The sequence below is a fragment of the Mycetocola lacteus genome (assembly GCF_003667575.1).
GTDB lineage: Bacteria > Actinomycetota > Actinomycetes > Actinomycetales > Microbacteriaceae > Mycetocola > Mycetocola lacteus.
In genome coordinates this window covers 174,283-189,044 of the sequence record NZ_RCUY01000009.1, presented here as the reverse complement: position 1 = coordinate 189,044, position 14,762 = coordinate 174,283, and the positions used below count along the sequence as shown (strand labels likewise).

General features: G+C 66.4%; 7 protein-coding genes. 5 read left to right on the top strand and 2 right to left on the bottom strand.

The genetic code is table 11. The annotated features are described in order from the left end of the window. Window position 1 precedes the first annotated feature (1 nt). From D9V34_RS10005 to D9V34_RS09990, 4 genes are all read left to right on the top strand, one after another. Complete coding sequence (locus D9V34_RS10005; protein ID WP_121688690.1) at window positions 2-3,007, top strand: bifunctional [glutamine synthetase] adenylyltransferase/[glutamine synthetase]-adenylyl-L-tyrosine phosphorylase; 3,006 nt, start codon at window positions 2-4, stop codon at window positions 3,005-3,007. A gap of 312 nt (window positions 3,008-3,319) precedes the next feature. After that, entirely contained in the window at window positions 3,320-4,609 is a 1,290-nt protein-coding gene (locus D9V34_RS10000) for a cutinase family protein (protein ID WP_147441678.1), read from the top strand. Window positions 4,610-4,757: 148 nt separating this feature from the next. Continuing rightward, entirely contained in the window at window positions 4,758-7,322 is a 2,565-nt protein-coding gene (locus tag D9V34_RS09995) for a DEAD/DEAH box helicase (RefSeq protein WP_121688688.1), read from the top strand. A gap of 25 nt (window positions 7,323-7,347) precedes the next feature. Further along, complete coding sequence (locus tag D9V34_RS09990; RefSeq protein WP_147441677.1) at window positions 7,348-7,758, top strand: hypothetical protein; 411 nt, start codon at window positions 7,348-7,350, stop codon at window positions 7,756-7,758. A 71-nt stretch (window positions 7,759-7,829) separates the two neighbouring features. On the opposite strand, the gene D9V34_RS09985 is transcribed toward D9V34_RS09990, so the two are convergent. Both D9V34_RS09985 and D9V34_RS09980 read right to left on the bottom strand, forming a co-directional pair. Then, window positions 7,830-9,953: an APC family permease gene (locus tag D9V34_RS09985; protein WP_121688686.1), complete on the bottom strand. Its 2,124-nt coding sequence runs from the start codon at window positions 9,951-9,953 to the stop codon at window positions 7,830-7,832. A 167-nt stretch (window positions 9,954-10,120) separates the two neighbouring features. Then, window positions 10,121-10,774 (bottom strand): TIGR00645 family protein, encoded by a 654-nt coding sequence (locus tag D9V34_RS09980; protein ID WP_245991992.1) that lies wholly within the window; start codon window positions 10,772-10,774, stop codon window positions 10,121-10,123. 321 nt (window positions 10,775-11,095) lie between these two features. Here D9V34_RS09980 and D9V34_RS09975 point away from each other — a divergent pair, with 321 nt between their 5' ends. Continuing rightward, on the top strand, window positions 11,096-14,755 hold the full coding sequence (locus D9V34_RS09975) for a S8 family peptidase (protein ID WP_121688684.1): 3,660 nt from the start codon (window positions 11,096-11,098) through the stop codon (window positions 14,753-14,755). Window positions 14,756-14,762 lie beyond the last annotated feature (7 nt).

Here is a 14,762-nt window from a genome sequence, read left to right as displayed (position 1 = left end):
GGTGCCGCGTCCGGCCACGGGCCTCAGCGTCCTTGCGCGGATCGGGTTTGCCGAGCTCACCGCCGCCCGCACCCTCATCGAGCAGCTGGGTGAGGTGGGCTGGCCGGTGGAGCCGGACACTCTGGAGGAGTTCGCGGCGGCCGCCGATCCCGATGAGGCACTGCGCACGCTGCTGCGTCTGGGGGAGACCCGGCCCGATCTGCTGAGCGAGATTGCCGCGGATCCGTTTTGGCGTCGTGCGCTGATTCGGGTTATCGGAGTGTCCGAGGGGCTGGCCGACTTCCTGCTGCGCCATCCCGAGGAAAGCCGGGTGCTGGCCGAACCGACCCTGGTGTTGCCCACCGCCAGAGAGATGCGTGAGCGTCTGGCCCTCGCCGTGGGTGAGGAGGACGGGTTTGCGACCCTGCCCGAGCGTGAGGCGATCGTGGCGCTCAGGATCGCCTATCGGCGCGAGGTGCTGCGCATCGTCCGGGTGGACACCGAGGCCGAGGACCCCCGAGATGTGCTCGACGGCGTGGCCCGGGCGCTCTCGGATGCCGCCGCCGCGGCGCTTTCGGCCGCGCTGCTGATCGCCCGTTCGGTGGCCGCGGATCCCGCCGGCGAGCTGCCCCGCTTCCCCCGCGACGAGGTCGCCGCGACCCGGCTGGCGATCATCGGCATGGGCAAAGCCGGTGCCGGCGAACTCAACTACGTGAGCGATGTGGACGTCATCTTTGTGGCCGCGGCGGCCGCGGATGCCGACATCGACAACCAGCGTGCGATCGTGATCGCAACCCGACTAGCCACGATCCTGATGCGCAGCATTTCCGAGTCGGCCATCGAGCCCGCACTCTGGGAGGTGGACCCCAATCTGCGTCCCGAGGGCAAGCAGGGCGCGCTGGTGCGCACCCTCGAGTCCCACCTCGCATACTACGACCGCTGGGCCAAGAGCTGGGAGTTCCAGGCCCTGCTGAAGCACCGCCATCTGGCCGGCGATGCCGAGCTGGGGGAACGCTACCACCGGGCGATCGATCCGCTGGTGTGGGCGAGCTCGGGCCGGGAAAACTTTGTCGAGTCGGTGCAGCGGATGCGCGAGCGGGTGACCGCCAACATCCCGGCCGAGGACGTGAGCTTCCAGCTCAAGCTGGGCCCCGGGGGCCTGCGGGACATCGAGTTCACCGTGCAGCTGCTCCAGCTGGTGCACGGTTTTGCCGACGAGAGCGTGCGGGTGGGCGGCACCGTGGCCGCGCTGCGCGCCCTGGCGGATGCCGGGTATATCGGGCGCGAGGAATCCGGCGAGTTCATGGCGGACTACCGTCTGCTTCGGGTCCTCGAACACCGACTTCAGCTTCAGCAGATGCGTCGCACGCACCTGATGCCGGGCGAGGATGACGCCCTGCGCATCCTCGCCCGCGGTTCCCACCTGGCCGCCTCCGGGGGCGATCTGGTGCGCCGCTGGGAGGCCACCAAGCAGCGTGTGCGCCAGTTGCATGAACGCCTGTTCTATCGTCCGCTGCTGAGCGCGGTGGCCGAACTGGGCATGGACGAGACCAGGCTCACTACCGCGGCCGCCGGGGCTCGCCTGGCCGCGATCGGCTTCCGTGATCCCGCCGGGGCCCTCGCCCACATTGCCGCGCTCACCAACGGCATTTCCCGCAGTGCGGCAATCCAGCGCAACCTCCTCCCGGTGCTGCTGCGCTGGCTGGCCGACGGCGCGGACCCCGACTACGGGCTGCTCGCCTTCCGTCGCCTGAGCGACGCCCTGGGCAGCACCCACTGGTTCCTGCGCATGGTACGGGACTCCTCGGGGGTGGCCGAGCGCCTGACCAAGGTGCTGAGTGGCTCGCGCTTTATCGGCGAGCTGCTGGATAAGTTCCCCGAGGCCGCGGCCTGGCTGGAGTCCGATACCCTGATGCATCCGCGGGACGAGGCCGCACTGGCCGCCGAGGTGCGGGCGATCCGCAGCCGCTATAGCGAGCCCGACCGTGCGGCCCGCGCGGTGCTGCGGGTGCGTCGCCGGGAGATCCTGCGACTCGCGCTGGCCTCGGTGCTCGGGGTCTGCGACGTGCGCACCATTGCCACCGGCCTCACGGTCATCACCGAGGTGACCATCGGCGGCCTGCTGGATTTGATCCGCGAGGATGCCACGCTGGACGACACCCAGCTGGAGTTTGCGATCATCGGCATGGGTCGCCTCGGCGGTGGCGAGCTGGGCTTCGGCTCGGACGCCGACATCATTTACGTGTATCGCCCCGTCGCCCTCGACCCCGAGCGCGCCGCCCGCGCGGCCGGGAAGATCGCCACCGAACTCAGTCGTTTGAGCCAAGATGCCCGCCTTCCGCTGGATCTGGACCTCGACCTCCGCCCCGAGGGGCGCAACGGTGCCCTGGTGCGCACGCTCGACTCCTACCGCGCCTACTACGCCCGCTGGTCACTCACCTGGGAGGCGCAGGCCCTGCTGCGTGCCCGCCCGGTCGCCGGCGACCCCACCCTGTGCGCGGATTTCACCGCACTGGCCGACACCGTACGCTACCCGGCCTCGATCGACGCCGCCGAGCTGCGCGAGGTGCGCCGGATCAAGGCACGAGTGGAGGGGGAGCGCCTCCCCAAGGGCGCCGATCCGACCCGGCACGTGAAGCTCGGCCGGGGGTCGCTGAGCGATGTGGAGTGGTTCACCCAGCTGGTCCAGCTGGAGCATGCGGCCGGGATCCCCGAGCTGCGCACCACGAGCACGCTGGACGCCCTGCACGCCGCCCAGCGTCACCAGTTTGTGGGTCAGGAAGACGCCGATCAGCTCGAAAAAGCATGGTTGTTTGCGTCGCGCGTGCGCTCGGCCATGACCCTGTGGTTGAATCGCACTACGGATGTTTTGCCACGCGATCGAGACCAACTGGAGGGTATCGCCCGCATTCTGGAATATCCGGCGGGATCCGCCGGTGATCTGGAACAGGACTACCTCCGAATTACCCGTCGTTCCCGCGCCGTCTTTGAACACCTGTTTTATGACTCCGTGAGCGACACCCCCTAGCGACACCCCCTAGCGACACCCCCTTCTCGCCACACTCAGCACCACAGCATCACCCGTTTCGCCCCGAGATTCATCGGGCCCCCACCCCGGGGTCCACCCCGATCTGCCCCAACGGATCACCCGCACTACTGCCCCGAATGCAGCTTTACCCAGAGAAAGTGCCCTTCTCTCGTGCCCCGCAAGCACCCCCGAAATCCCGAACCCAGCGCACGTGTGAAATCCCACACGGCGGTGCTTGCTGCGGGATGGCGTTGGTTAACCGGACGCGGCGCTCCGCGGGCGGTGCGTGCGATCGGTCGCTCGTTTCTGAGCATGGCGGTGCTCTGTGGAGCCCTGGCGCTGCCCGCGGTGATCGCGCCGATGCCCGCTCAGGCGATCGCGCTCCCGCGCTACAGCATGCAGGAGTCCACGACGTGCACCCCGGTGGCGATTCTTGCCTTCCGAGGGAGCGGCGAGGCCAACCTGGCGCCGGGGGTGAGTGCCCTGGACGGTGCCCCCACGCTGTATCCCCGCTCCGGTCGGGTGACCAACGGCTGGGAAGGCCCCACGCTTGCTCGTCTGGTGGACGCGCTGGGCGGAGTCGAGCCCGAATCTGGGTGGCCCGCGGGCTTCTCAGTGGGGGAGGTCCCGGTTCTCGGAGTTGGCGGTACCGACGATGCGGGCTACACGGCCGTGCCGATTCAGGCACGCACCACGATCTTTGATGACATGATCGATTCGGCCGCCCACGGAGCGACCTATGCCGAGCGGGTCATGCGTGATTTTGCGGCAACCCAGCCGGCCGGCTGCCGGACCCGCTACATCGCCATTGGGTACTCCCAGGGTGCAATGGCGGCGCGCACCCTCGCGCAGGCATTGCCCGGGCAGGTCTCGGCAATCATGACTTTCGGCGACCCTTATCAGCAGCCCGCGGGTGCCGGTAATGAGCGTGAGATTTCCGGCCAGGGGATCATTCGCTGGTGGATGGGAGAGCAGCAGCGCACGGCAACCGACAACTTCTATGATTTTGCCGGGTTCAAGAGTGCCCTGTGCCACCCCCGCGATCCGGTGTGCAGCTACAGCTGGCTCTGGGGTCTCGGTGCCCTACTCACGGTTCCCGAGCCGCACCTCAACTATCTTGAGGGACTCGAGGGCACCATTAAGGCGCGCGAACTGGCCGAGGTGGCAGCGTCCCTGTGGGCCGGCGATCGCCCGACCGGGCCGGTCGCTCCGCGCCCCGCTCCGCGAGATAGCACCTCCGATGCGGCGGGGCCGCGACCTGCCCCGGCACCGCTGCCCGCCCTGAACTCGGCAACCTCGGGCCTGGTGGGTCAGTCGATGCTCTTTGGCGCCGAGGCTGGACTCCCCCTGGGGACGCCGGTGCACTACGAGTACGACACCACCGGCAACGGGGTCTTTGACCGTGCGAGCGATTCCCCGCTGCTGGAAATGGTGTTCCAGAGCCCGGGTGAGCACACGGTGACCGTGCGCATGAGCGCCCCCGACCTCGGCACCATCACCCTCACCAAGACCGTGCACATCCTCGAACGTGGGGTACCCGCGACGGCCAGTAGTGCCGCCTCCGATCTTGGCCGGGGGTGCCGGGGAGACCCGATGGTCTAATGCGCAGATGCCGCGCTTGAATCAACGCTGATGGGCATCGTGGGACCCCGGTCGGGTGCGTGCGCATAGCGTGTATCGGTCCGGTGATGTTTGCGTGCGCCCGTGCGGTGTGCGGCGCCCGAGGGTGCGTTTCTGGGAGAATGGAGCCATGTCTTCCTCCGCAGCACCTTCCCGTCCCGGACTCTCCACCCGCATCGATGAGCTGTATGCCGCCAAGGCCAGCGCCGATGACGTGTTTGAGTCCTTCCTCGACTGGGCCACCAGCGGCGGGATCACCCCGTATCCGGCGCAGGAGGAAGCGCTGATGGAGCTGGTGTCCGGGGCCAACGTGATCCTCTCCACCCCGACCGGCTCGGGTAAGTCCCTGGTCGCGATGGGGGCACACTTCGCCGCCCTGGCCGCGGGGGAGCGCACCTACTACACGGCGCCGATCAAGGCGCTGGTGAGCGAGAAGTTCTTCGCCCTGGTGGAGGCCTTCGGGGCCGAGAACGTTGGCATGGTCACCGGTGACTCGGCGGTGAATGCCGATGCTCCGATCATCTGCTGCACCGCGGAGATTCTGGCCAACCAGGCGCTGCGCGAGGGCGAGGACGCCGATATCGGCCAGGTGGTTATGGATGAGTTTCACTTCTACGGCGACCGCGACCGCGGATGGGCCTGGCAGGTTCCGCTGCTGACCCTGCCCAAAACCCAGTTCCTGCTCCTGTCGGCCACCCTGGGCGACGTCACCGACCTCAAGGCCGACCTCAGTCGCCGCACCGGTCGGGACACCGTGGAGGTCACCGGGGCAACCCGTCCGGTCCCGCTGCACTACAGCTACGTCCAGACCCCCGTCCAGGAGACCATCGAAGAACTGCTGCAGACTCAGCGCGCCCCGATCTACGTGGTGCACTTCGCTCAGGCCGCCGCGGCCGAGCGCGCGCAGGCGCTCACCAGCGTCAAGATCGTCAGCCGTGAGCAGCGGGACGAGATCGCCGAGGCGATCGGCGACTTCCGCTTCACCACCGGCTTTGGCAAGACCCTGTCGCGTCTGGTGCGGATGGGTATCGGCGTGCACCACGCCGGCATGCTGCCGCGCTATCGCCGCCTGGTTGAGCAGCTGGCTCAGCGCGGGCAGCTGCGGGTAATCTGCGGCACCGACACGCTCGGTGTGGGCATCAACGTCCCGATTCGCACGGTGTTGCTCTCCGGGCTGACCAAATACGACGGTGTCAAGATGCGCCAACTCCAGGCACGTGAGTTCCACCAGATCGCCGGCCGGGCCGGACGCGCGGGCTTTGACACCGCCGGCGACGTGGTCCTCGAAGCCCCCGAGCATGAGATTGAAAACCTCAAGCTGATTCAGAAGGCCGGGGACGACCCCAAGAAGAAGCGCAAGATCATCCGCAAGAAAGCCCCGCAGGGCTTTGTCTCCTGGGGTGAGGCGAGCTTCGAACGCATCATCGAGGCGCAGCCCGAGACGCTGGTCAGCCATATGGAGATCACCCACTCGATGATCCTTAACGTGGTTGCCCACGGTCGGGATGCGTTTGCCCGGGTGCGTGCCCTGGTCTTCGACAACCATGAGCCCCGGACGCGCCAGTTTGAGCTGGCCCGCCGCGCGATCGAGATCTATCGGACCCTGGTGTCCGCGGGCATCATCGAGCGTTTTACCGAGGAGGACGGCAGCATCCAGTACCGTCTGACCGTCGAGCTACAGGCAAACTTCGCCCTCAACCAGCCGCTCTCGCCGTTTGCGATTGCCGCGCTGGAGCTGCTGGATCCCGACGTGCCCACCCACGCGCTCGATGTGATTTCGGTGATCGAATCTACCCTGGACGATCCGCGTCCGATCATCAACCAGCAGCAGTTCCTCGCCCGTGGCGAGGCCGTGAACTCGATGAAGTCCGAGGGGATCGAATACGACGAGCGGATGGAGCTGCTCGAGGAGGTCACCCACCCGAAGCCGCTGGCCGAGCTGCTGGATGCGGCGTTTGAGATGTACGCGACCGAGCGCCCCTGGGCGCGTGACTTCGAGCTGCGTCCCAAGTCCGTGGTGCGCGACCTGTACGAGCGCGCGATGACCTTCACCGAGTACGTGAGCTTCTATAAGATCGCCCGCTCGGAGGGCCTGGTACTGCGCTACCTGTCCGACGCCTACCGGGCGATCAGCCAGAGCGTGCCCGAGGAGTTCAAGAGCGAGGAGCTGCGCGACATCATCGAGTGGCTGGGTGAACTGGTGCGCCAGGTCGACTCGAGCCTGCTGGATGAGTGGGAGGAACTCGCCCACCCGGATCCCGAAAAGCATGCCGAGCAGGCCCAGGCATTGCCCCCGGCACCGCGCAACATTCTCTCCAACCCGCGAGCATTCCTGGTGCTGATCCGCAACGAGATGTTCCGCCGGGTCCAGCTGGCAGCGCGCGACCGTTTCGACGAGCTCGGCGCACTGGATGGTGCCGCCGGCTTTGATGCCGATGCCTGGTCGGAGGCGATGGACGCGTACTACGAGGATTACGATTCCCTCGGCGATGGCCCGAGTGCCCGCGGCCCGCAGCTGCTCACCGTGGACCAGTCCCCGGCCGAGTCCGAGGGTGTCTGGAAGGTCCGTCAGGTCTTCGAAGATCCCGATGGCGACGGCGACTGGGGGATCTCGGCCGTGGTCGATCTGGCCGAATCTGTGGAGGCCGGCGAGGCGGTCCTCCGGGTCACCGCGGTGGGTCCACTTCTCGGATAGCGGTCGGTATTGATAGCGTGTGTATATGACCACTACACACAGCCGTGAGACGAGCCCGGCGGACGAGCGCAGTTCCGGAACCCTCCTCTCTGTTTTCGGAGTGGGTGTCTTCCTTTCGGGAATCATCTACTACGCCACCACCTCCACCGCGCCCGAGACCTCCGTGGGCCCGATCGTGAACACCGTGCTCATCGTGATCGGTGTGCTCCTGGTTCTGGCGGCCTTCTGGAAGCGCCTGACCAAGGGTAACCGCGCCGCCGGTGCCGTGCTGGGTCTCGCCCTGATTATCTTGCCGCTGCTGGTCAACCAGGGTGAGCGTTCGGCCGAGTGGACGATGCACGTCCTCGGCTTCCTCGCGATCACCGGTATCGCCTTCGGTGCGATCGTGGGGGTTTTCTCCTACATCTCGATGATTCGCGCCCCCAAGTCGCGCTAGTTTTCGCCACGCAAAAAGCCGGCCGTCACGAGTAATCGTGACGGCCGGCTTCTTGTTGCCCTCGGGCGAGGCTACTTGTCCTCGGGCTCGGGGACGACGGTGTTGGCAATCGTGTCCGCGCCGGGCTCTTGAGGCGGCTTGACCGCACCCTCGGGCAGACGCATTGCACCGTTGGACACCCGTGCTCCGGCCGGACGCATCGGTGCCGGTCGCTGCGGCAGACCGCGGCGGGCGTCACCGGGCAGCGGACGGGAGCGGCGACCGTAGATCATCTCCGAGGAGTCCAGCAGCCAGGGCACCAGGCTCACCGTGACGCCGTGCACCAGCAGCAGGCGCTGCTGGATCTGACGGGAACGGTGGTTGTGCAGCAGACGCTCCCACCAGTGGCCCACGATGTAGGTGGGCATGTAGACGGTGACCACGGCCGGGCCGTTTTCCACCCGGTCGCGCTTGATGAACTTCGACACCGGGATCGCCACGTCGCGGTAGGGCGAGGGGATGCAGGAGATCTCGATTCCGAGATCCAGGGCCTCCCACTCGGCCTTGAGTTGCTTGCTGCGTTCGGGGTCGATCGACGCGTGCAGCGCGATCAGGCGATCATGCTTGGCGGCGCGGGCATAGTCCAGCGCCTTGAGGGTCGGCTTGTCCAGGCGGCCCACCAGGACCACGGCGAGGTCGCCGTCGGATCCGAAGCGGATGTCCGGGTCCACCTGGATCTCCTGGGCGACATCGCGGTAGTAGCGGTGCACACCGGCCATCAGCAGACCGAGGATCGGCATAATGACAAACACAACCCACGCGCCGTGGGTGAACTTGGTCACGGTCACGATCAGCAGCACAACCAGGGTCAGCGTGGCACCGAGACCGTTGATCAGCAGACCCGACATCGATCCGGGGGCCGACTTATTTTCGCGACGTACCCGACGCCAGTGCTTGACCATGCCGAACTGCCCCAGCGTGAACGAAAGGAACACACCGATGACGTAGAGCTGGATCAGCTGGGTCAGGTTGGCCTGGAAGACCAGCAGGATGCCGATTGCAACCAGACCGAGGATGATCACGCCGTTCGAGTAGATCAGGCGGTCACCACGGGTGTTCAGCGCCTTGGGGGCGTATCCATCGCGAGCCAGGACCGAGCCGAGCATCGGGAAGCCGTTGAAGGCGGTGTTGGCGGCCAGCAGCAGCACCAGGGCGGTCGCGGCCTGCACCAGGAAGAACAGGAAGCTGCCGTCGCCGAAGGTCGCCGAGGCTACCTGGGCGATCAGCGAGCGCTGTGGGGTCGAGGCACAATCGGCAAAGCCCTGCAGATCGCAGGGCTTCTCGGCATAGTGCACACCGGTGGTCAGCGCAAGGGCGGTGAGGCCGGCAAACAGCACGATCGCGATGCCGCCCATGGCCACCAGGGTCTTCTGAGCGTTCTGGATCTTGGGCAGACGGAATGCCTGCACGCCGTTAGAGATCGCCTCGACACCGGTCAGTGCGCTACACCCGCTGGCAAAGGCGCGCAGGATTAGCAGCACCATCGCGGCCTGGGTGAGGCTCTCACCGTGAACCGTATAGTTCGCCGATTCAGCCACCGGTGCGTCGCCCAGGACCATGCGGACAAAGCCCACCACGATCATCAGGAACACGCTGCCGGCAAAGATGTAGGTCGGCAGCGCAAACAGCTTGCTCGACTCGGAGACCCCGCGCAGGTTGACCGCGACCAGGATGATCACAAAGGCGATTGCGAGCTCAACGCGCCACTCGTTCAGGAACGGCAGGGCGGAGATGATGTTGTCCACACCGGAGGCGATGGATACGGCCACGGTGAGCGCGTAGTCCACCAGCAGGGCGGCGGCCACGGTCAGTCCGGCGGTCTCGCCGAGGTTCTTCCGGGCCACCTCGTAGTCGCCACCCCCGGAGGGGTAGGCCTTGATCAGCTGACGGTAGCTGAGCATCACCACGAGCAGCAGGATGACCACGCAGGCGGCGATCCACGGTGCCAGTGACAGGAACGCCAGGCCACCGATCATCAGGATCATTAACAGTTCTTGCGGTGCATAGGCAACCGAGGAGAGGGCGTCGCTGGCGAAGATCGGCAGGGCCAGTCTCTTCGAGAGCAACTGACCCTCAAGTTTGTCCGTCGGCAGTGGATCGCCGAGAAGGATGCGTTTAGCCGAGCGTTGATCGCCCGGCGAAACTTCGTTATGCACGCTGTGCTCCCCAATAAAAACGTCACCCGACGGGTGCGCCGGATGATTACCTCGTACATTATGCACCTGTAATTGGCGGCATGCGCAACGGCCCGCTTTCTTCTCGGCAAGGTCGAAGGAAGCGGGCCGTGGGGGTTTGGGGTGAAAATCCCCGTGTTTTAGCGACTTTACGCGGGAATACGGGCATCTGCCGGCGCGTTAAGCGCGGCGGCCTCGGCCGAGTGCGATGCGGCCATCTGATAGGAGTGTTGCATCTTGTCAATGAACGCCAGGGCGATCGCCGAAACAATAAATGCGAGGTGGATCAGTACCTGCCAGAGGATTGCGGACTCGGTGTCTCCGAGGCCCTTGCCGTCGGTGGAGAGCTTGCCAATCTCGATGAAGGTCTTGAGCAGGTGGATCGAGGAGATACTGATGATCGCCACCGCGAGCTTGAGCTTCAGCATGTTGGCGTTCACGTGGGCGAGCCAGTCCGGCTCGTCCGGGTGGCCGTCCAGGCGCATGCGTGAAACGAAGATCTCGTAGCCGCCAATGATGACCATGATCAGCAGGTTTGCCACCATGACCACGTCGATCAGGCCGAGCACGCTCAGCATGATCAGGTTGGAATCGATGTGGGTGCCGTCGGTGATGACGTGCTCCACGAGGTGCCAGAGTTCCACGCCGAAGACGTAGACATAGACCACCTGAGCGATGATCAGTCCCAGGTAGAGCGGTGCCTGGATCCACCGGCTGGCAAAAATAAGGTAGGCCATCGTGCTGGTCCCGGCCGAGTTACGACGGGGTGCGGGGCGCTGGGGAGCGACGGTCTGGTCGGTCACGGAAAATACTCCTCGGTTCGGGGATCGTGAATCGATCAGCCCAATTTTAGGGGACGGGCGTGTCCAGGCCCGCATCGTGCGCCTGAGGCCCGCCGCGCTGTCGCCTCCGAACATGCATGGGATATCAGGTGTACCTCGAGCACAGACCCAGCATTCGCGCCTACCTTCTCCCCATGACCGTGTCTTGACCCCGCAGCACACCGCTCATTTTTCTTCAGCATGCTCTCCCCAATCGGCGTCGGAGATCCCTCCGATATCGGGTCGTGATTCAGCCGAATTCGCCCCGAAAGCCATTTGAGATACGTCCGAACGGAGAGTGTTATGGCTATTTATCGCGGTTTTGCGGCCGCCCTCGTGACGGCCGCGATTATTGCCGGTGGTGCGGGACTCCTTCCCGCCGCCAGCGCACAGGGAGATTCGGCTGGGCCGGCGCCAGATAATCGAGAACGGCTGAGCCGGGCACAGGCCGGGGACGCCAAGACTCCGACCCAGACACGGCCGGCATCGACCCCGGCTACGGGCCCGGTGCCGGTCTATGTTCAGCTGCGCGGTGCGGGGGCGTTTGATGCCTCGAGTCGCGCACGCGGTGGAGACCCCACCGAACGTGCACTGGCGGCCCGGGCAGACATCGCCGAGCGGGGGAAAAGTGTGGCCGCCGAGCTCGGCCAGGACCCGCTCTATGTCACCACCGACGCCCTGCCCGGGGTGGCAGTGACGGCAACCCCCGCCCAGATTGATGCGTTGCGAGCCCGCGACGATGTGCAAAAAGTCACGCCCATCATCACCAAAACGCTGGCGACCACGTCGGCACCCCGGGATCCGGTAACTCCGAGGTCCGGTGCCGAAACCGAACCTGCACGGGCCGAGGCTCAGACCGACGAGGCTCAGGCAGCTCGGCCGTATAACGCGGGTTCGGTGAGCGACACCCGCGCCTCGGCCGCCTGGCGGAAGACCGGACGCACGGGTGCCGGCATCACGATCGCCGTGGTGGATAGCGGCATTGACTACACTCACGCCGATTTCGGTGGTCCGGGCACCACCGAAGCGTTTGCTCAGGCCTCTGCCGCCGCCACGCCACCGGAGGGGCTGTTCGACCCCGAGAAGTTTGCCGGAGGCTATGACTTCTCCGGTGATGGCTACGACCCAAACCCGCAGAGTCCCACCTACCAGCCCGTACCGGTGCCCGATGCAAACCCGCTGGACTGCGCCGCGGCCGGCCACGGCACCCACGTGGCGGGGTCCGCGGCGGGCTATGGCATCCGTGCCGATGGTACCCCGCAAAATGCCCGGACAGACTTTGGTGCGCTCAGCGATGAGGAACTCGCAGCCCAGCTCCCCGGGCCGGGGGCGGCGCCGAGGGCAAAGCTCCTGTCCTATCGGGTGTTTGGCTGCTCGGGCAGCACCAACCTGGTCCTGCAGGCGCTGGATCGGGCACTGGATCCCAATGGTGACGGCAACTTTGATGATCGCGCCGACATCGTCAGCCTCTCGCTGGGCAGTGATTACTCTCCGGTTGATGATCCCGAGAACGATATGATCGCGAAACTGGCCCGGGAGGGCGTGCTTCCGGTGATCGCCGCGGGCAACGGCGGCGACCTCTATGACGTGGCCGGTTCTCCCGGAAACGCGCCGGCGGCGCTCACCGTGGCCAACTCGATCGGTACCACCCTGGCGCTGGACAGTGCCGAGGTGTTGTCCCCGGATCCCGGCACCACCACCGGACAGTACAGCGCCGACTTCACCTATACGGGGGCCACACCCGATGATCTCACCGGCACGGTAGTGGCGGGTCCCAGTGACGACAACAGCGAGGGCTGCGAGGCGTTTAGCGCCGAGGATTCGGCGCGGGTTGCGGGCAACTGGGTATGGTTACGCTGGGACGACAACCCGGGCTCGCGGGCCTGCGGATCGGCTGTCCGCTTTGACCGGGCTGCGGCGGCCGGTGCCCGCGGGGTGGTGCTGGACTCCACGCTGGACACGTTTACCGCGGGTATTGCGGGCAATGCGACCCTGCCGGGTATTCAGCTCACCCGGGCGAGCTCCGAGGCGCTGCGTCCGAGCATCGGCGCGCTCAGGATTCGGCTCTCACCCGAGGGCCGTGGTGCCACCCGGGGTGATTCGGGTTCGACCGGAGCGCTGGCCGAGAGCTCATCGCGTGGACCACACGGTTCGGTCGGAGTGGTCAAGCCGGACATCGCGGCACCGGGCACGCAGATCGCCTCGGCGGGAGCGGGCAGCGGTACCGGCGTGCGGGTAGCGACGGGTACCTCCATGTCCACACCTCAGGTTGCCGGTGTTGCGGCCCTGGTCGCCGAGGGCACAGCCCTGCGCGGGACCGCCCTCAAGACGGCCGTGGTGAACACCGCCGACTCCGAGCTGTTTGCCGGGGAGGCAAAATATGGTCCGGGACGGGTGGGCACGGGGCTGGTCAACGCGGCGGCCGCGATCGGTGCGAGCGCCCGGTTGGCCGACAGCGAGAACGCCGAGGGGGTGAGCGTGGAATTTGGGGTCTCGGAGAGCGGCACCGAGGCTACCTCGGTGGAGCGGGGGATCAACATCAGTAATGAGGGAAAGAACGAGCAAACCTATACGCTGGCGTACCAGGCGGCGACCACCATTCCCGGTGCCGACATTGAGGTGCCGACCTCGGTCAGCGTGCCCGCTGGGCAGACCGTGCGGGTGCCGATCACGCTGCGCATTGATGATCCGACGGCACTACGCAAGAATATCGACGCCACCCGGAACCGTTCGACCTGGGATGTTGCCTGGCAGTATCTCTCCGAGGTCTCCGGTCGGGTAAGCGTGACGGCGCCGGGGGAGGTGCCGCTGCGCATCGCCGTACACGCGGCCCCCAAGCCGACGTCGGATCTGACGGCATCCATCGCACCGTCCGATCCCGCGAGCGGCATCGCCCCGCTCACGCTGAGTGGGCGGGCGCTCAATCAGGGAACCCTGGGTAAGGACGGCTACACGTCCCTGGTTGCGCCGTTCCAGCTGGGTGCCGAAAGCCCGCGCCGGACCGATCTTACGGTGCGCGACGATGGCGCGGAGGTTCCCTCGGTGCGCGCCCTGGATTTGCGTGCGGTGGGAGCATCCAGCACGCTCCCGGCTCTGCGAGCGAGTGGGGGAGATCTCTCCACCGGGAGGCTGTCGTTTGGCGTCGCCACCTGGGGTAACTGGGCGGCGTTGACACCCAGTGCGGCCATCGAGGTATACATCGATAGCACCGGCAGTGGAACCGAGGACTATCGGGTGGATGTGGCGTTTGCCAGCCAGGTGGAACTGGATCTACCGCTGGCCAGGCTGACCCGCCTGGGCGCAACTCCAGCCGAGAACCAGATCGTGGATTCCCAGCCGGTCAACGTGGTGGACGGTTCGGTGGACACCAACACGTTTGACAATAACGTGCTGCTGTTACCGGTGAGTCTGGATTCACTGGGGATCGCGCCGGATCGGGTGGGTGCGCTGAGCTATCGCGTGGTCACGTATTCGCCGTTCTGGGCACCGGACGGCACGCCGACACCGGTAGACCAGACCGATCCGATCACGTTTAACCCGACCAGCCCCGACCTCTGGGTGGACGCGGCAAATGGTGATGCCGGGCCGCTGTATTCCGCACTCTCCGATACCGCGCTCCGCGTGCACAGCGGTCCGGGAGCAACCGAGAACACCAAGCTGCTGCTCCTCAACCTGCATAACCCCACCGGGAACCTCGGTGAGGGTGGCGACGGGGGAGCGCGCACACAGGTCCTCTCGATCCCGCAGACCGGCACCACGGCCACGCCGTCGCCCGCACCCACCTCCGTGGCGCCGATTGCCCCGACCGCGGATCCGTCGGCGAGTGTGTTTCCGCCGGGTGCCGCCGGTGGCGGTGAACTGGGGCGGACCGGTGCGCCAAACTGGGTGCCGCTCCTGCTGGGCGCTGTGTTGCTCGCCCTGGCCGGCACGGGAATTCGGTTCCGCCAGGCACGGCGCGCGTAGAACACAC

Excerpts from the sequence above, each read along its gene's own strand:
- D9V34_RS10000 (WP_147441678.1), top strand. The coding sequence starts at position 3,320 with ATGGCGGTGCTCTGTGGAGCCCTGGCGCTGCCCGCGGTGATCGCGCCG.
- D9V34_RS09995 (WP_121688688.1), top strand. The coding sequence starts at position 4,758 with ATGTCTTCCTCCGCAGCACCTTCCCGTCCCGGACTCTCCACCCGCATC.
- D9V34_RS09990 (WP_147441677.1), top strand. The coding sequence starts at position 7,348 with ATGACCACTACACACAGCCGTGAGACGAGCCCGGCGGACGAGCGCAGT.
- D9V34_RS09975 (WP_121688684.1), top strand. The coding sequence starts at position 11,096 with ATGGCTATTTATCGCGGTTTTGCGGCCGCCCTCGTGACGGCCGCGATT.